This is a genomic window from Cohnella lubricantis (genome assembly GCF_014212015.1).
GTDB classification, from domain to species: Bacteria; Bacillota; Bacilli; order Paenibacillales; family Paenibacillaceae; genus Cohnella; species Cohnella lubricantis.
The window spans coordinates 66,924-84,006 of record NZ_JACJVN010000055.1 but is presented as its reverse complement, the minus strand read 5'-3'; the positions used below and the strand labels follow the sequence as shown (position 1 = coordinate 84,006).

The 17,083-nt window shown below is 59.8% G+C and carries 13 protein-coding genes; 12 read left to right on the top strand and 1 reads right to left on the bottom strand.

Going from position 1 to position 17,083, the window contains the following annotated elements:
- The first annotated feature begins 61 nt into the window (after window positions 1-61).
- The 5 genes from H4Q31_RS14005 (at window position 62) to H4Q31_RS13985 (ending at window position 7,206) form a co-directional block, all read left to right on the top strand.
- A complete protein-coding gene (locus H4Q31_RS14005) occupies window positions 62-949 on the top strand; it encodes a carbohydrate ABC transporter permease (protein ID WP_185179683.1) in 888 nt (295 codons plus the stop codon).
- 24 nt (window positions 950-973) lie between these two features.
- Complete coding sequence (locus H4Q31_RS14000) at window positions 974-1,798, top strand: carbohydrate ABC transporter permease (protein ID WP_185179682.1); 825 nt, start codon at window positions 974-976, stop codon at window positions 1,796-1,798.
- A gap of 28 nt (window positions 1,799-1,826) precedes the next feature.
- Window positions 1,827-4,061, top strand: coding sequence for a DUF6259 domain-containing protein (locus H4Q31_RS13995; protein WP_185179681.1), 2,235 nt, complete (start codon window positions 1,827-1,829; stop codon window positions 4,059-4,061).
- A 73-nt stretch (window positions 4,062-4,134) separates the two neighbouring features.
- Entirely contained in the window at window positions 4,135-6,087 is a 1,953-nt protein-coding gene (locus tag H4Q31_RS13990) for a DUF4185 domain-containing protein (RefSeq protein ID WP_185179680.1), read from the top strand.
- A 120-nt stretch (window positions 6,088-6,207) separates the two neighbouring features.
- Window positions 6,208-7,206, top strand: a complete 999-nt coding sequence (locus tag H4Q31_RS13985; RefSeq protein ID WP_185179679.1) for a zinc-dependent alcohol dehydrogenase family protein — start codon at window positions 6,208-6,210, stop codon at window positions 7,204-7,206.
- 174 nt (window positions 7,207-7,380) lie between these two features.
- On the opposite strand, the gene H4Q31_RS13980 is transcribed toward H4Q31_RS13985, so the two are convergent.
- Window positions 7,381-8,277, bottom strand: coding sequence for a helix-turn-helix domain-containing protein (locus H4Q31_RS13980; protein WP_185179678.1), 897 nt, complete (start codon window positions 8,275-8,277; stop codon window positions 7,381-7,383).
- A gap of 165 nt (window positions 8,278-8,442) precedes the next feature.
- Between H4Q31_RS13980 and H4Q31_RS13975 the strand changes: the two genes are divergently transcribed.
- From H4Q31_RS13975 to H4Q31_RS13945, 7 genes are all read left to right on the top strand, one after another.
- Complete coding sequence (locus H4Q31_RS13975) at window positions 8,443-8,868, top strand: RbsD/FucU family protein (protein WP_185179677.1); 426 nt, start codon at window positions 8,443-8,445, stop codon at window positions 8,866-8,868.
- Window positions 8,869-8,897: 29 nt separating this feature from the next.
- Window positions 8,898-11,375 (top strand): GH116 family glycosyl-hydrolase, encoded by a 2,478-nt coding sequence (locus tag H4Q31_RS13970; protein WP_185179676.1) that lies wholly within the window; start codon window positions 8,898-8,900, stop codon window positions 11,373-11,375.
- 92 nt (window positions 11,376-11,467) lie between these two features.
- Window positions 11,468-13,330, top strand: coding sequence for a beta-L-arabinofuranosidase domain-containing protein (locus H4Q31_RS13965; RefSeq protein ID WP_185179675.1), 1,863 nt, complete (start codon window positions 11,468-11,470; stop codon window positions 13,328-13,330).
- Between the two features lie 44 nt (window positions 13,331-13,374).
- A complete protein-coding gene (locus tag H4Q31_RS13960) occupies window positions 13,375-14,457 on the top strand; it encodes a glycoside hydrolase family 172 protein (protein WP_185179674.1) in 1,083 nt (360 codons plus the stop codon).
- 298 nt (window positions 14,458-14,755) lie between these two features.
- Window positions 14,756-15,607 (top strand): bile acid:sodium symporter family protein, encoded by an 852-nt coding sequence (locus H4Q31_RS13955; RefSeq protein WP_185179673.1) that lies wholly within the window; start codon window positions 14,756-14,758, stop codon window positions 15,605-15,607.
- Between the two features lie 8 nt (window positions 15,608-15,615).
- Window positions 15,616-16,272, top strand: coding sequence for a bifunctional 4-hydroxy-2-oxoglutarate aldolase/2-dehydro-3-deoxy-phosphogluconate aldolase (locus H4Q31_RS13950; RefSeq protein WP_185179672.1), 657 nt, complete (start codon window positions 15,616-15,618; stop codon window positions 16,270-16,272).
- Entirely contained in the window at window positions 16,269-17,069 is an 801-nt protein-coding gene (locus H4Q31_RS13945) for an MBL fold metallo-hydrolase (protein WP_185179671.1), read from the top strand. Before H4Q31_RS13950 ends, H4Q31_RS13945 begins: the two co-directional genes overlap by 4 nt.
- Window positions 17,070-17,083 lie beyond the last annotated feature (14 nt).

The window sequence follows — 17,083 nt, the reverse complement described above, 5'->3', positions numbered from 1 at the left end:
GGAGGCGGACTGTCCGCTTCCGGAACGTTCGCCGCATCCCCACAAACGGAGATGAGCGTAGATGTTCAAGAGAAATTTCCGCCAGGATAATGCGATGGCCTACACGATGCTGCTTCCGATCCTGGCGCTGCTAACGATATTCGTCATCATTCCATTCGTATACTCGCTCTACGTCAGCTTCTACAACTGGAGCTTCTATCAAGAATCCACGTTCGTCGGCTTCCGCAACTATTACTTGGTTCTGACGGACGATGTGTTCGGCAAATCGGTATGGATCGGTCTTAAATTCACGTTGATGGTCGTTCCGTGCACGTTGATTCTCTCGTTCCTGTTCGCCAACATCATCAAGAATATTGGGCCTAAGATGGGTTCCTTCGTCAAGACGGCCATTTATATTCCAACGATTATCTCAGGTATCGTGGCATCCGTTATCTTCGTCTTCATCTACGACTATACCGGCGGTCTCGCGAACTATCTGCTCGGTTTATTCGGCGTAGAGCCGAAGGCATGGCTCGCCGATGTCGGCTCCGCGCTTCCGAGTATCGCCGCTCCCGCCGTCTGGCTGGGATTCGGCATCACCTCCCTGATCATGCTGGCCGGCCTCTATGACATTCCGGAGAGCTATTACGAAGCGGCCGAGCTTGAAGGCGCCGGCGCCTTCAAGAAGATGTGGTATATCACGATCCCGCTCATGCGCAATATCGTTCTCTATTTGCTCGTGACCGGCTTCACGGCGAACATCTCCCAATACGAGCTGTCGCTCGTCATGACGGGCGGCGGTCCGCTCGACGCGACGACGACGCCGAACCTGTACATCTTCAACCACTTCCGCAACGACGTGATGGTCGGCAACTCGATCGCCGCTTCGCTTCTGTTGTTCGTGGTACTGGGCGCCATCTCGGCGATCATCTTCAGAGTACTCAATTCGGAGAAAGCGGTAGACGGGTGACGGACCCGGAAGGAGGATACGGACATGCAGAAGAGAGGCTCGATCCAAAGCGGCTTGCTGACGATCGTAGGCGGGTTGGTGGCGTTTGTCGCCTTATTCCCGCTGATCTGGGTCGTCATCGCGGGCTTCAAAGGCAAGACAGAAGTATTGGCGACGCCGTTTCGATTTTTCCCCAAGCAATGGTTGACCGAGAATTATGCCGAGATATTGGGCGATCCGTTATTCAGCCGGGCGATGCTCGTTACGTTCGGAGGCGCGGTGCTGTTCGCGGTGCTTACCTTGCTGATCAATTCCAGCGCGGCTTACGTGTTCGCCCGCCTGGAGTTCCGCTTCAAGAAGATCTTGTGGGTCTACGTCATTATGACGATGTTCGTCCCCGCGATGTCGATTCTGCTCACTTCCTTCATCGTCGTTAACAAGCTGGGCATGCTCGACACGCTCGCGGTGCTGGTGCTGCCGGGCATTGCCTCGGCCGGACAGATGTTCTTCATCCGGCAATTCTATCTGAACATCCCGCTCGCGCTCGAAGAAGCGGCGCTCATCGACGGTGCGGGACGCTTCCGGATCTTCACCAGCATCTTCATCCCGATGTCGTTCCCGGTCTTCGTGATCGTCGGAATCGGGGCATATCTGGGGTACTGGAACTCGTTCGTCTGGCCGACGATGACGATCACGAATCCAGACCTGACTCAAATTATGCAGTACTTGTACAACTTCCGTTCCGAACGCGGCTCCGAGATGGGGCTCTTGATGGCAGGCACCGGGCTGGCTGCCGCGCCGACGCTCATCCTGTTCTTGATCTTCCAGCGTTACATCATCAAGGGTATCAAAATCTCCGGCTTGAAGTAACCGGCTTGGTATAAGGAGGTTGACGAAGTTGATCGTACTGGAGAACAAACGCATCCGACTGGAGTTCAGCGACACGGACGGCACGATCCGTTCGCTGCGCGACGCGCATAAGGGAATCGAGTATACGGCGGAGTCGGCGGGAAGCGAGCCGTTCCGGCTGGAGACGGATGAAGGCGCGAGCGGCGCCTTCTCGTCCTTCGAGTGGTCGGCGGCGAAGGACGAATGCGGCAGTGTCTGGCAAGTGTCGTTCACTTGGCGGACGGAGGCGGGCGTGACGGTGACAGCACGGGCGGCGCTGGCATCGGAGGAAGGAGAAGTCAACTTCGACTGCCGCGCCGAGAATGGTTCGGAGCAGAGGCTGCACAGCCTGGAATACCCGATCTTCCCCAATCTGCAGGCGATAACGGACGAGGGGCGGGACGATTATGCCGCGCATCCGTTCGCAACCGGCGTGAAGGTGCGAAGCCCGCTCAAGCATTTCGCTCAGGAGGGAAGCGGCTTCCGGTACATGCCGTACCCGGAGAGCTTCTCCGGCGCGACGATGCAGTTCTTCTGCTATTACGGTTTGAATCGGGGCGGGCTGTACTTCGCGGCAATGGATGGCGAGGGTCATCCGAAGTGGCTCAATTTCTACAAGAATGGGAGCGGGCTTCTGGAAGCATCATTCATACACGGCTGCGAGGATATCGGTCCCGGCAAGGGAATATCGCCGCCGTATCCGGTGCAGGTGACGCTGCTGGAAGGAGGCGGCTGGCACGAGGCGGCAGATCGTTACAAGACATGGGCGATTCGGCAGAAATGGTGCTCTCGCGGGCTCGCGGCGGATCGCGCGCCGGCGGAGGGCTTCGAGTGGCTGTACAAGGAGATGGGCGTCGCCACATTCGGGATCAATGCGGGCTCGGACCGCACAGCTTGGCTGCGCAAGTACCACGAGCACATCGGGACGCCGATGTTCCATGTGCTCGGGCCTGACTGGACGAACGCGCCGCAGACGTTCGGCTGGGGCGTACCCGGCGGCTTCGACGACTGGTTCCCGACGCGGTTCAACGCGGACAATCTCGCGGTCATGAAGGAATACGGCGACCGCTATGCGCCGTTTGAATTCGACTATCTCTATCACTTCGGCGGCGCGGACGGCGAGCTAGGACGAGCGGCCGCTCAGAAGTTCCCGGACAATAAGAAGAGCGTCGATGCCTACAAGTTCCCGTTCCTCTGCCCGGCGCATCCTTACGCCCGCGACTTCCATGTGCGCAGGGACGCGGAGCTGCAGCGGACTGTCGGGGTGGATGCGATCTACTACGACATCTCCGCCAACAACATTATGAAGGTATGCATGGATGATTCGCACGGCCATTCGGTCGGCGCGGGACGGCAGATCGAAGAGGCCTACCGCCGCAATTACGCCGATACGAAGGCCGCGATGGCGGAGGTCGCCGGGAAGTACGTGCCGATGGGCACCGAGATGATGAACGAGACGATGCTGGACTTGATCGACTACTATCAGGCGCGCGCAGGCGGGCAGCCGGCGGCGCCGCTTGAGCTGTGGCCGGTTCGAGATCTGCTGAAGACGGGCGATGCGGAGCTGATTCCGATGTTCGCTTATGTCTATCACGAATACGGCGCGCTGCGGATGGACGGCTGGGGCAAGCTGGTCCAAGAGATCGGCAATCTCTACTTCTTCACAGTGGCGCGCACGTACTTGTGGGGCGGACTCTATGAGCTCAATTACGAGTACAGCCCGATGGAGGCGCTCGAAGACGGCCAGGAGAACGGGCCGGAGGAGCATTATTACCGGTTCGAACCGCGCGGGTACGCGTTCTCTACCGAGCGTGCGGCCTACCTCGGTTTGTACGCGAAGCTGCGGGTCGGCGCCGCGAACAAGTATTGGGCGTACGGCCGGATGCTGAAGCCGCTAACGTTCGAGAGCGAGCGAATACGCGCGGAATGGTTCCACTACAACCACGGCAAGGAGACGCCGGAGTACAATGATTCCGGCGCGCTGGAAGTCGACGCCGTCGTACATTCCGCTTGGCAGTTCAAGGAGGAGAGCGTGGGGCTGTTCTTCGCCAACGCGAGCGGCGAGACGCAGCGGGTGCGCGTCCGGCTCGAACCGGGAGCTTACGGCGTGAATGGATGGGCCGGGCGGCTGTATGCGGCGGCAGGCGGGGAAGAGCCGTTCGCAGGAACTCCTTCCGCTTCCGGCGAGCTCGAATTGGAGCTGCCGGCGTACGGTATCGCGATGCTGGAAGGGAAGAAGGCTTGACCGTCGTTTGACCGATAGATGTCTACTCTGTCAGTCATCAGGACCTAATCCCTTATTAAGGAAGGTGGAAATGATGAGAAAGACCCGAGTATGGACAGCTTGTCTAGCTATCGCCTTAACGGTTGGAGCGGTGCAGATCGGCACAGCGTCAGCGCTGACGCCGACGGGAACGACGATGATCTCGCGAGTGACCGGCGCGACGCCTTCGGGAGAGACGCTGCCCAATCCGAACCAAACGGCGGCCAACTACAATGTCGGCGGGACCGATCTGGGCATCGTGTGGGACAAGGGCGGCGGGCAATACTTCATCGCATTCGGCGATACGAACGATAACGCCGGCAACTGGACGCGCAGCAACGTGCTGGCGATCTCTTCAGACACGAACCTGTCGGACGGACTGACGTTCGACACGATGATCCAGAGCTCGCCCGGCTACGCCAAGGAGATTCTGTCGTCCAAGAAGATCAACAATGACGAGATGTCGGTGATTCCGACGGCGGGCGTGACGGTCGGCAATCGCAGCTACATTCATTACATGTCGGTCCATCACTGGGGAGATGCGGGCCGCTGGTACACGAACTATTCCGGGATCGCCTACTCCGACGACAACGGCCAGACTTGGACGAAGAGCCAGGCGGCGAAGTGGTACAACAATACGTCGACGTGGGACGACAACTTCCAGATGGCGGCGTTCTTGAAGGATAGCGGGTTCGTCTACATGTACGCCACGCCGAACGGCCGTTTCGGCAACGTCTCCTTGGCCCGCGTGCCGGAGAACAGCTTGCTGGACATCAATGCTTACCGATATTGGGACGGCAATGGCTGGGTGGCCAGCGAAGCGGCTGCGCGGCCGGTGGCGATTGGCGTCGCCGGCGAGATGTCCGTCGCGTACAACACGTATTTTCACCGTTATATCATGACGTATCTGAATGAAGACCGCCAAGCGATCGTCCTGCGCGACGCCCCGACGCCGATCGGTCCGTGGAGCGGGGAGAAGATTCTCGTTCCGGGCAACTTCACGGGGCTTGGCCAATACAACGCCTTCATGCATCCGTTATCCAATAACGGCCCCGACTTATACTTCATCATGTCAACCTGGTATCCCGACTACAACACGCATCTTATGAAGGCGACGCTTACGAGCGATATGCTGGGCGACAACATTATCTCCGATCCGAGCTTCGAGACGCAGACCGAGACGCCGATTGAGGCGCCATGGTATGTCACGGGAGAAGGCGGCATCGACCGGAACCTCGGCTATGCCCGAACGGGCCGGGACAACGGTTATGTGCGCAACGGCAGCGGCTGGAACGCCATTAAGCAGCGCATTGCCGTGCAGCCGAATACGAACTATACGCTGACGGGCTGGGTAAGGACGTCCAGCAACAACACCGAAGGCTACTTCGGCGCAAGGCTGCCGAACGACGGCGCCGTCATCAGCGAGACGAAGTTCGGCAATCTGCCGGACTATACGCAGCTTACCGTTCACTTCAACTCGGGCGGCAATTCCATCGTCGAGCTGTACGCAGGCCTGTGGGCGGATGGCGACACGTGGCTGCAATTGGACGACGTCAGCGTCCTGAAGGACGCGAACCTCGTCGGCCATGCCGGCTTCGAATCGCAGCCGTCCTCGCAGTTGACGTCGCCTTGGTACGCGAACGGGAATGCGGGCGTCGACCGGAACCTCGGCTACGCGCGCACGGGAGCGAACAACGGCTTCGCGCGTTATGACAGCGGCTGGAACGCGATCAAGCAAGAGGTGTTCGTCGAGCCGAATACGAGCTATACACTGACGGGATGGGCGAAGACGTCGAGCAATAACGCCGACGGGTACTTCGGAGCCCGGCTGCTGAACGGTGGAGCTATTCTGAACGAGACGAAGTTCGGCAATCTGCCGGACTATACGCAACTGAGTGTAACTTTCAATTCCGGCAGCAGCCACAGCGTCGAGATCTACGCCGGCATGTGGGCGTACAACGGAGATACGTGGATTCAAGCGGATGATATCAGCTTAATGAAGAATTAAACGATTCACAGGAGGGAGCCGCTGCGGCTGCGGTCTCCCTTCTCCGTCTAGGCCGGCAGCTGCCGAGACCTATTGGAGTCATAGCTAATCTATCAAGCCAACTAAGAGAGGTGGAGCACGATGAAGGCGCTTGTGATCGAGAAGCCGCATCAGGCGGTCATGAAGGAAGTGCCCGATCCGATCGCCGGAGCGGGGGAGGTCGTCATCCGCGTCGAGCGGGTCGGCATTTGCGGAACGGATTTTCATATTTTCGAAGGGGAGTTCCTGTCTCCTTATCCGATCATCCCAGGGCATGAATTCGCCGGTACGATCCATCAGCTCGGCGAGGGCGTGGAAGGCTTCGGGGTCGGAGACCGCGTGACGGCGGATCCATCGCTGTTCTGCGGCCGATGCGCCTATTGCCTGACCAACCGGGGCAACCAATGCGAGAATTGGGGAGCGCTCGGCAATACCGTGGACGGCAGCATGGCGGAATTCGTCAAAGTCCCCGTCCGTAACGTCGTGAAGATCCCGGACTCGATGTCGATGGCTACCGCCGCGTTCATCGAGCCGATGGCTTGCGTCGTCCACGCGATGAACCGGCTGCAGCTGCAAGCGGGGCAATCCGTCCTGCTGTTCGGCGCGGGCGCCATGGGACTGCAGCTCGTGCAGTCGTTGTCGCGTCTCGGCGCAGGGAAGCTGACGGTCGTCGACGTGTCGGATCGCAAGTTGGAGCTGGCGCGGTCGCTCGGTGCGACGGAATCGGTGAACGCGAAGAGCCAAGCGGATGCTTTGGCCGGCCGCAAGTTCGACGTCGTCGTCGACGCGACGGGCATTCCGGCCGTTATCGAGAAGGCGATGACGCATCTCGGCAAGACGGCCAAATATCTGCAATTCGGCGTCACGCCGAAGGACGCGCAAATCCGGGTCAATCCGTTTGACGTCTATCACAAGGATTGGACGATTCTAGGGTCGATGGCGATCAACTATACGTTCCTGCCGGCATTCGAGTGGGTGAAGGAAGGGCGCGTCCAGCTCGAGCCTCTTGTATCCAAGGTGATCACGCTGGAGGAGACGCCGGAATTCCTGGCTAAGCCGAAGGACCCGGAGCTGCTGAAGGTGCAGATTCGGATTCATTGAGAGGCGGCGCCTTCGTCCGCATTCGCGGCAACGGCAGCCTCTTCTAACGACTCCGCCTCTAACTTCGACTTTGAGCTGTACGGGACCAACGCGGTCAAAGTCGCCCGGGTGACCGGGGCCACGCCCGCAGGGGAGACGCTGAGGACCGCTCTTCAACTAGCGAAGCACGGCGCGTCATTCCCCGGAGTAAGCGCGAGCGTATTGGCGCGGGGACACGCCCTCGGCTTGCTTGAACGCCTTGCTAAACGCATAGACGCTGCCGTAACCGACCTCCTCGGCGATGGAGGATAACGAACGCCGGCTGAAGACGATCAGCTCCTTGGATTTCTCGATGCGCCTGCGGATTTGGAATTGGTGCGGAGACAAGCCGTATTTCTCTTTGAACAGGCGGGAGAAGTGGAACACGCTCAGGCATGCGATCTTAGACAGCTCTTCCAGGCTTACGGTGCTGTTGTAGCGTTCTACGATGTGGGTCACGGTCTGCTCCAACGCCTTCTCGTGCAGAGAGAGCAGCGGGTTCTCCAGCGTCTCGATCCCTTTCGCCAGCTGGTGAAGCAAGAGAAGGACAAGCGACTTCTGCAGGATAGCGAATTCCTCGTCCCTTCGGTCGTAGGCGTGAATCAGCTTCATCAGCGTATGGTGTACCTCGCCGTGATTGCCGATCCGAATGAGATCGGGCATGCCCAGCGCATCGCCGAGCAGATCGGGACGAATGAGGCGAAGCTCCTCCGCGGTGCATTCCTCCCGGGATTTGAAGTTGACCGGAACCGTCTCGAAGTTGTCCTCGTACATGACGTCGAAGTGGATATGGGGCATCCAGCACTCTCCTTCGGAGCCGAGGAATTCGTGCTCGATGCCTGGCTTGATCAGGACAATGTCGCCGGGAATAACGGTATGCAGCTTCTCTTCGATGCGCAGACGGAGCGTTCCTCTCTCCATATAAAGCAGCTCATAGTCGAAAATAATGCGAGGCTTCAGCCTCATCTCCGGCGTGCGGTGGTTAAAGGCGCGGCGAACGTTGGGCGACATCTGCCTTAGCAGCTTAAGGCGAAGCTCCGCTTCGGTATTCATCGAATAACCCCTCCATGATAGCAAGATCGGATAAGTAATCACAAGCGAAAGTAAAGCGAATATGGATGGGATTTGATAAGATCAGGTTGCAAACGTTGTCATGCAAAAGCAATTTCCATTATAAAACGAGATGCGATTCGGGGCAATGGACAAGGGGGACACGGCATGTTGAAAGGCATATCCAATCGAATCTCGCCGGATCTGATCAAGGTGCTGATGGAGATGGGCCACGGGGACGAGCTCGTGCTGGCGGACGGCAACTTCCCGGCGGCCAGCCATGCGAAGCGGCTCGTTCGCTGCGACGGCCATGCGATTCCGGAGCTGATGGCGGATATTCTGAGCCTGCTGCCGGTGGATGCGAACGCGAAGCACGCGTTCGCGCTCATGAAGGTCGATCCCGGCGATCCGGCGGAGACGCCGATCTGGGAGCAGTACCGGGCGATCGCCGCAGAGCATTCCGGCAATGACCAGCCGTTCGAGCAGATGGAGCGTCAAGCGTTCTACGATAGGGTCAAGAATGCGTATGCGGTCGTCGCTACGAGCGAGAGCGCTCTCTATGCGAATCTGATCATCCGCAAGGGCGTCATCTAAACCGTATATCGAGAGGGGAGAAGATATCGATGGCCAAGGCAGAGACACGGGGAATCACCGGGAATGAGACGAATTCACGCGTCTTCGGCCGCACCTATCCGGGGACCGCGGCGGAAGCCGCGTTCCCGCTGGGAGGCATTGGCACGGGCAACGTATCGCTCGGCAGCCGCGGGCAGCTGAGAGATTGGGAGATCTTCAACAATCCAGCGAAGGGAACGGCGATGCCGAACACGTTCTTCGCGATTCGGGTGCAGCCGGAAGGAGGCGAGCCGATGGCGAGAATATTGGAGTCCAAGCTGCAGCCGCCGCATTCCCTCTCCCACGGCTATCACCCGCTGTCGTCCGCCGGGCTGCCTAGAATGGCCCGTTCGGAGCTTGCAGGCGCTTATCCGGTGGCCCACGTGGCGCTGGAGGACGACAAGCTTCCGATCCGAGCCGAGCTGGAAGCCTATACGCCGATGATTCCGCTGAACGCGGAAGATTCCGGCATCCCGGGCGCTTACTTGACTTACCGGATCACCAATACGGGGAATCGGCCGGCAGAGGTCGTCGTGGCTGGATCGCTGATCAATCCGATTGGCGGCATCACGTACGACCGGTTCAGCAACCTGCATTGGGAGATGCCGTGCGGCCAGAATGTCAACGAATTCCGAGAGGAGGATTCGTACGCCGGCCTCTATCTGCATTCGCGCAAATGGGAGACGTCCGACGTCAAATACGGCAATCTTGCGCTTATGACGACCGGCAAGAACGTCACGTACAAGCGGGCATGGCTGCGGGGGGCTTGGTACGATTTTCTCCAAGAGTTCTGGGACGACTTCACGTCGGACGGGCGGCTGACCGATCTCGGCTACGAGACGCCTTCGGACGAGCACAAGACGGATACAGGCTCCATAGGTGTCATTGAGACGCTTGCGCCCGGCGAGACGAAGTCGTTCGAATTCGTGCTGTCCTGGTACTTCCCGAATCGAATGAACGGCTGGTACGAGCATGTTCGGGATACGCGGCCGGGCCGGGAGACGGCGCGCAATCATTATGCGACCCGCTTTTCCAGCTCGTGGGACGCCGGCCTCTATCTGCTTCGCAACCGGGAACGGCTGCGGGAGGAGACGTTCCGGTTCCGCGATGCTCTCTTCAGCAGCACGCTGCCGGAGCCTGTCCTGGACGCGATTGCCGGGAACATGCCGGTGCTGCGGGGCACGACATGCTTCTGGCTGGAGGACGGCGCGTTCTACGGCTTCGAAGGAACGTTCGACGACCTCGGCAGCTGCGAAGGCTCGTGTACGCACGTCTGGAATTACGCGCAGACGCTGGCGTTCCTCTATCCGGATCTGGAACGGAACTTGCGGGAGACCGAGTTCCTGCTTGAGACAGACGAGGCGGGCCGAATGAACTTCCGGGCGATGAAGCGGTTCGGCGTTGACTTCATGTGGGGAGACCGGGTGCCGCACGCCGCCGCGGACGGCCAGCTCGGATCGGTCATGCGTCTATACCGGGATTGGAAGCTGTCCGGCGACGACGCCTTCCTCCGGCAGCTCTGGCCGCATGCGCAGCGCGCGCTGGCCTATGCGTTCAAGCAGTGGGACACGGACGGCGACCTCGTCCTGGACGGCGAGCAGCACAACACGTACGACATCGAGTTCTACGGACCGAATCCGCTCATGGGCTTCATGCTGCTCGGCGCTTTGAAGGCCGCGTCTGAGATCGCGGGCTATCTCGGCGAAGAGGAGGCTTCGCGGCGCTACGCGGAGCAAGCCGCTGCGAGCGCAGAGCGGTTAAGCGAGCTGACGTGGAACGGGGAATATTTCGTGCAGCGGCTGGACGACCCGGACAGCCACAAGTACCAGCACGGGATCGGCTGCCTGTCGGATCAATTGTTCGGCCAGCAGCTCGCGCATCTGTACGGGCTAGGCGACCTGATCGACGGGGATAAGCTTGCCAGCGCGATCCGAGCCGTCTACCGGCACAATTTCCTCGCCGACTTCTCCGAGCATGCGAACTGCCAGCGCACGTACGCTTTGAACGACGAGCAAGGCCTGCTGCTCTGCTCGTGGCCGAACGGCGGCCGGCCGAAGCTTCCGTTCGTCTATTCCGATGAGGTGTGGACGGGGATCGAATACCAGGTAGCGGTGGAATTGATCTATCAGGGGGCGCTGGAGGAAGCGCTGAGCGTGGTGAAGGCCGTGCGCGATCGGCAGGACGGCTTCAAGCGAAGCCCGTGGAACGAGGTCGAATGCGGCCATCACTACGCGCGCTCGATGTCCAGCTGGGGGCTGCTCATCGCGCTCAGCGGCTTCGAATACGACATGGCGCGCGGGCGCATGAGCTTTAGCCCGGCCGTGAACGAGGACGGCTTCTCTTGCTTCTGGAGCACCGGCAAGGGCTGGGGCGTGTACCGTCAGCGCAAGGACGAAGCGACGGGCATCCTTCGGTTCGAGGTCGAGGTTCTTCATGGAGACTTGAGCGGCGTGGAAGTGTCGGCCTGCGGCTACTCAATTACGCTGTAACGTGATGAAGCGATGAGATGGCGGCTCATCGACGTTACGACATTTCGATCCTGAGCAACGAGAACCATCCCTACGAACGAGGTGAACTTATCATGCCATTGCAGCCTTCCGCATACATGAATTTGCCGCTTGGCAGCATTAAACCTGCCGGTTGGCTGAAGGATCAGCTGCGCATCCAGGCGGACGGCTTCACCGGCCACCTGGAAGAGCATTGGCCCGACGTCGGGCCGGACAACGGCTGGATCGGCGGAGCCGGCGACAGCTGGGAGCGGGGTCCCTACTACTTGGACGGCTTGCTGCCGCTGGCGTATCTGCTCGAGGACGAGAAGCTGATCGCCAAGGCGAACCGCTGGATCGAGTGGACGCTGAACAGCCAGCGGGAGGACGGCGGCTTCGGGCCGACGTTCATCCACACGGTGAACCTCGATGTCAATCTCCAGGTGGATTGGTGGCATTACATGATCATGCTGAAGGTTCTGATGCAGCATGAAGAGGCCGCGGGCGACGCGAGGGTCGTGCCCTTCCTCATGAAGTACATGCGATACGTTCGCAGCCATATCGAAGAGCAGCCGCTGGACGGCTGGGCGAAGACGCGCGGCGCGGAGATGCTGCTGTGCATCCTCTGGCTGCACAAGAAGACGCAAGAGCCGTTCCTGTTGGAGCTCGCGCGCATCGTAGCCGGGCAGACGACGGATTGGACGGCGATTCTGCACGACTTCCCGTTCTGGCGCAAGGTGGAGCATTGGGACTGGCGGACGCATGTCGTCAACGTGGCGATGGGCGTCAAGACGCCGGGCGTTCTGCATGAGCTGACGGGAGACCCGAAGCAGCTCGAAGCGATCAAGCGCGGCATCGCCAGCCTGATGACGTATCACGGGCAGGCGCATGGCATGTTCTCGGGCGATGAATGGCTGTCGGGCACCCACCCTTCGCAGGGCGTCGAGCTGTGCGCGGTCGTGGAATACATGTTCACGATGGAGCAGCTGGTGCGCATCTTCGGAGACGGGCAGTTCGGGGACATCCTCGAGAAGGTGGCGTTCAACGCCCTGCCGGCGGCGATCTCGACAGACTGGACGTCGCACCAGTATGACCAGCAGGTGAACCAGATCGTCTGCAACGTCGCGAAGCGCGACTGGAGCAATGGCGACGAGGCCAACCTGTTCGGCCTCGAGCCGAACTTCGGCTGCTGCACCGCCAACATGCACCAGGGCTGGCCGAAGCTGGCTTCCCATGCATGGATGGCGGCGCCGGGCGGCGGCTTGGCGGCGGTCAGCTATGTGCCCTGCCGCGTGTCGGCCGTCGTAGGCTCCGGCGTTAAGGCTCTTCTGAATGTCGATGGCGCGTACCCGTTCCGGGAGACGGCCCTGATCCGAATCTCGCTTGACCGGGCGGAGGAGACGTTCGCGATCGATTGGCGCATCCCGGCTTGGTGTGAGCGGCCGTCCCTTCTCGTGAACGGGGAGGCTGTCGAGCTGCACGTGTCGCGCGGGTTCGCCACCGTCAAGCGAGTCTGGAAGGATGGCGATACGGCGCTTCTGTCGCTGCCGATGGAGATTAAGCGAAGCGTACGCGGCTCTTATGCCGTCAGCGTCGAGAGAGGTCCGCTCGTCTACGCGCTTCCGATCGTCGAGAACTGGCAGCTGCTGAAGCAGCGGGAGAGGTTCCACGACTGGGAGATCTATCCCGCCGCGCAGTGGAAGTACGGCTTGCTGGCCGATGCGGAGAGCCGAGCCGAGGAAGCGCCTGTCCCATTCCAGCCGTTCGACGCGAGCCGAAGCCCGGTGAAGATCGTCACGAAGGGCAAGCTCGTCCGGAACTGGCGGATGGAGGGCAACAACGCCGATGCGCCGCCGCTCGTGCCGGACACGGAAGGTCAGCCGGCTGTCGAGCTGGAGCTGGTTCCATACGGCGGCACGAAGCTGAGAATCGGAGAGTTTCCTTCCGTATCGAACTAATATTTTCTACAACACATTCCTAATTGCGAGAGAGGCGGATCCGAATGAACGGATTTAACGGATTGAATATGGGCTTGGGCAACTTGGCGCTGCTGTCGGATGCGAAGACAAGATCGATCAGCCCGGAGAACTTCACCGGTGAGAAGGGCAAAGGAGCTATGGCGATGACGGGAACGGGCGCAGGCCCTTCCCGCGAGCTGGGCATCGGTTGGAAGGTGTCCCCTTCCGTCGAGATCGAGCCGGGCGCGACGTTCACGATGGGCGAGATTCAAGGACCCGGCGCGATCCAGCATATCTGGCTGACCTGCTTCCCGACGTTCTGGCGCAATATGATCTTCCGCATCTACTGGGACGGAGAGGAGCAGCCGTCGGTTGAAGTGCCGGTCGGCGACTTCTTCTGCAACGGCTGGCAGGAGCGCACCAACGTCAACTCGCTGCCGATCGCGGTTAATCCCGCAGGCGGCATGAACAGCTACTGGCAGATGCCGTTCCGCCGTTCTGCGAAGGTGACGATGGAGAACCGCTCGCCTGACAAGGCCGTGCTGTACTATCAGATCGACTATACATTAACGGAAGTGCCGGAGGATACCGCCTACTTCCATGCTTCCTGGCGCCGGACGAACCCGGTTCCGTACAAGGAAGTGTTCACGGTGCTCGACGGCGTTAAGGGCAAAGGCCATTACGTCGGCACGTACCTCGCTTGGCAAGTGAACAACAAAGGCTGGTGGGGCGAAGGCGAGATCAAGTTCTACATGGATGGCGATGGCGAGTTCCCGACGATCTGCGGCACCGGCACCGAAGACTACTTCGGCGGCGCATGGAACTGGGAGCAGCCGCAAGGCACGTATTGCACGTATTCGACGCCGTATCTGGGCATGCACCAGGTCATCAAGCCGGACGGTCTGTACAACAGCCAGACGCGGTTTGGCATGTACCGCTGGCATGTGATGGACCCGATCCGGTTCGAGCAGGAGCTGCGCGTCACGATTCAGGACCTCGGCTGGCGCTCCCACGGACGCTATCTGCCGCAGCAGAGCGATATTGCCGCCACGGCGATCTGGTACCAAGCGGAGCCGCATGCGCCATTCCCCGCTCTCCCAGGCAACGACGAGCGCGAAGTGATTTAATGTAGTGACCTCAAGACGAGAGACGTAACCGCAATCGCGGGCCTCTCGTCTTTTTTAACAAAAATATCATTAATTTACTTCAATCCATTGACCAAAAGATCATTATGTTATAACGTTGTTATATAACGATAATATCCAAGATTGGAAGTGAGAACAGCCATCCGTTAAGCATTCTATCAATGGCGCGCCTATGAATTTCTGGAATCGGACATTCGACAAGTTTAATGCCGTTCTCTTGCCGCTAATGATATTGACGGGCTTCTTATTCCATCGCACACTCGGGGACGCGGCGGGAATTGTGCCATTATTGTTCATGCTTCTGACGCTGCTCACCTCCTTGGGATTGAAGGCACAAGACATTCTGGACGTGGGACGCAATTACCGGCCGACTCTGATCGCCCTGACAGCGAGCCATATTCTATATCCAGCGGTCGTGTTCGCGATGATGAAGGCATTCGGGCTGGACGGCTCTATTGAGCAAGGCGTCATCCTGTCGCAGATCATGCCGGCCGGCGTCACTGCCGTAGCGTGGGCGGGACTGGCCAGAGGGCATATCGGAACCGTCGTATCGATGATTACCATCAGTACGGCGATCGCACCGGCGGCGGTTCCCTTGACGCTCATCCTGTACTACGGCGAGAGCATCGGATTCGATACGGCGGAGATCGCGTTCGGGCTTGCCGTATACGTGCTGGTCCCCTGCGCGCTGGGCATGCTGTTCGGACATTTGGTTCCGCAACGGGGAGAACGCGCGAAGAGTGTGACGTCCCTCGTCTCGAAGGCGCTGCTGCTCATCATCGTTCTGCTCAATGCGGCTTCTGTCGCAGGGCCTGCCATGCGAGGCGGCGGACAGATCGGCAGAGCGGCGATGCTGATGGGGGTCTTGATCGTTGGCGGCTATGCGATTAACTGGGGTGTGCTCTACGTTCTGAAGCTGCAACGACCGTTGGAGATCGCTTATACCTTCTCTAGCAGCGTTAGGAATTACACAGCGGCCCTTGTTCTGGCCCATTTGTATTTACCGCCGGACGCGGCCGTTCCGATCATGGCTGCCGTCTTGCTGCAGCATCCGGCAGCACTGCTTGCCAACGTGCTGTTCTCTCTTCGGTTCCGGAATCGGAGAATGCAGCCATCTATTGCAGAAAGGTAGGACAACAAGTGAATGATGCTAAGCGGTTTCTAGCCGAGCAAAGTCAATTTCCGCTCGTGATGATTTACCGCGGCTTGAAGGCCGATGATTGCCTTGCAGTCACCGAGACGCTTGCCGAGGCCGGCGTCAGATACTTCGAGGTCACGATGAACACCCCTAACGCGGCGGATATCATTCGGCTGCTTCGGAGGCGGATGGGAAGCGAGGTGCGCATCGGCGCCGGCACGGCGCTGACGGTCAAGCAGGTACGCCAGGTCGCGGACGCAGGAGCAGGCTTTATCATCTCGCCTAATGTCAACGCGGATGTGATCCGTGCGACCAAGGACGCCGGCATGCTGTCGGTTCCCGGCGCGTTCACGCCGACGGAGGTACTGCGCGCCTGGGATAGCGGGGCGGATATCATCAAGATTTTCCCGATCAATGTGGTCGGTCCCGAATATATCCGGCAGCTTCGAGGTCCGCTGGAGGACATTCCGTTCATGGGGACGGGCGGCGTCCGTCTCGACATGGCCGAAGAGCTGTTCCGCGCCGGCGTATGCTCGATCGGACTGAGCGTCCATCTGCTTGGCCCAGAGCTGGTCCAGAACCGCGATTGGAAGGCCGTTGGCCGAAGGGCGCTGCAATTCCGGGACGCGGCGCGCGCCGCGAGCGAGGCGGGGTTATGAATCGGTTCGCCACTCTCCAGCAATTGTTAAAGCCGAAGACGGGAGAGATTGCCTTATCTTGGACGGGGCAAGCGGGATTCTCCTTCAAGGATGCGTCCGGCCTCGTCATCCATGTCGATCCCTATCTCTCGAATGTGTGCTCGCGGTATGTCGGTTACCACCGGGTGATCGAGCCTCCCGCAAGCGCGGAAGCCTGGAGAGGCGATCGCTATCTGTTCACGCACGATCACCGGGACCATCTGGATGAGGAATCGGTGCCCGTGATCGCGGCGAACAACCCGGACGCCTTGTTCTATGGCCCTCCGTCCTGCATCAGCAGGCTGCTTGAATTGGGGCTCCATCCGAAGCGGCTGATCACGGTCCGCAGGGGAGAGTCGAAGAAGATCGGAGACGCACGGATTCGGGCCGTCTTGGCCGTCCATACCGAGGACAGCGTAGGCTACATCCTTACTATTGGAGGGACGAAAGTCTACATCACCGGAGATACGGTCTACTCGGACGAATTGATCGGAATCGCCGGCGACCGGCCGGACTTGATGATGTGCTGCATCAACGGCAGATTGGGCTGCATGAATATTGAGGATGCCGTTCGGCTCGCCTCGCACATCCAACCGGCGATCGCGGTGCCGATGCACGTTCATATGTTCGCCGAGAATACCGCCAGCCCGGAGGAATTCGTCAGACAAGCGAAGCTGCACAGCGGTATAACGCAAGGCATCGTAATGGAGCACGGCGTCTGGTACTTCTACGGCCAAGCACAAGGCTGGCGCAAGGCCGAGCAGCTTGAACAAGGTTGAACAAGGGAGAGGAT

Coding starts and splice junctions, on each gene's coding strand:
- H4Q31_RS13985 (WP_185179679.1), top strand. CDS start 6,208: ATGAAGGCGCTTGTGATCGAGAAGCCGCATCAGGCGGTCATGAAGGAA.
- H4Q31_RS13980 (WP_185179678.1), bottom strand. CDS start 8,277: ATGAATACCGAAGCGGAGCTTCGCCTTAAGCTGCTAAGGCAGATGTCG.
- H4Q31_RS14005 (WP_185179683.1), top strand. CDS start 62: ATGTTCAAGAGAAATTTCCGCCAGGATAATGCGATGGCCTACACGATG.
- H4Q31_RS13975 (WP_185179677.1), top strand. CDS start 8,443: ATGTTGAAAGGCATATCCAATCGAATCTCGCCGGATCTGATCAAGGTG.
- H4Q31_RS13945 (WP_185179671.1), top strand. CDS start 16,269: ATGAATCGGTTCGCCACTCTCCAGCAATTGTTAAAGCCGAAGACGGGA.
- H4Q31_RS13970 (WP_185179676.1), top strand. CDS start 8,898: ATGGCCAAGGCAGAGACACGGGGAATCACCGGGAATGAGACGAATTCA.
- H4Q31_RS13965 (WP_185179675.1), top strand. CDS start 11,468: ATGCCATTGCAGCCTTCCGCATACATGAATTTGCCGCTTGGCAGCATT.
- H4Q31_RS14000 (WP_185179682.1), top strand. CDS start 974: ATGCAGAAGAGAGGCTCGATCCAAAGCGGCTTGCTGACGATCGTAGGC.
- H4Q31_RS13960 (WP_185179674.1), top strand. CDS start 13,375: ATGAACGGATTTAACGGATTGAATATGGGCTTGGGCAACTTGGCGCTG.
- H4Q31_RS13990 (WP_185179680.1), top strand. CDS start 4,135: ATGAGAAAGACCCGAGTATGGACAGCTTGTCTAGCTATCGCCTTAACG.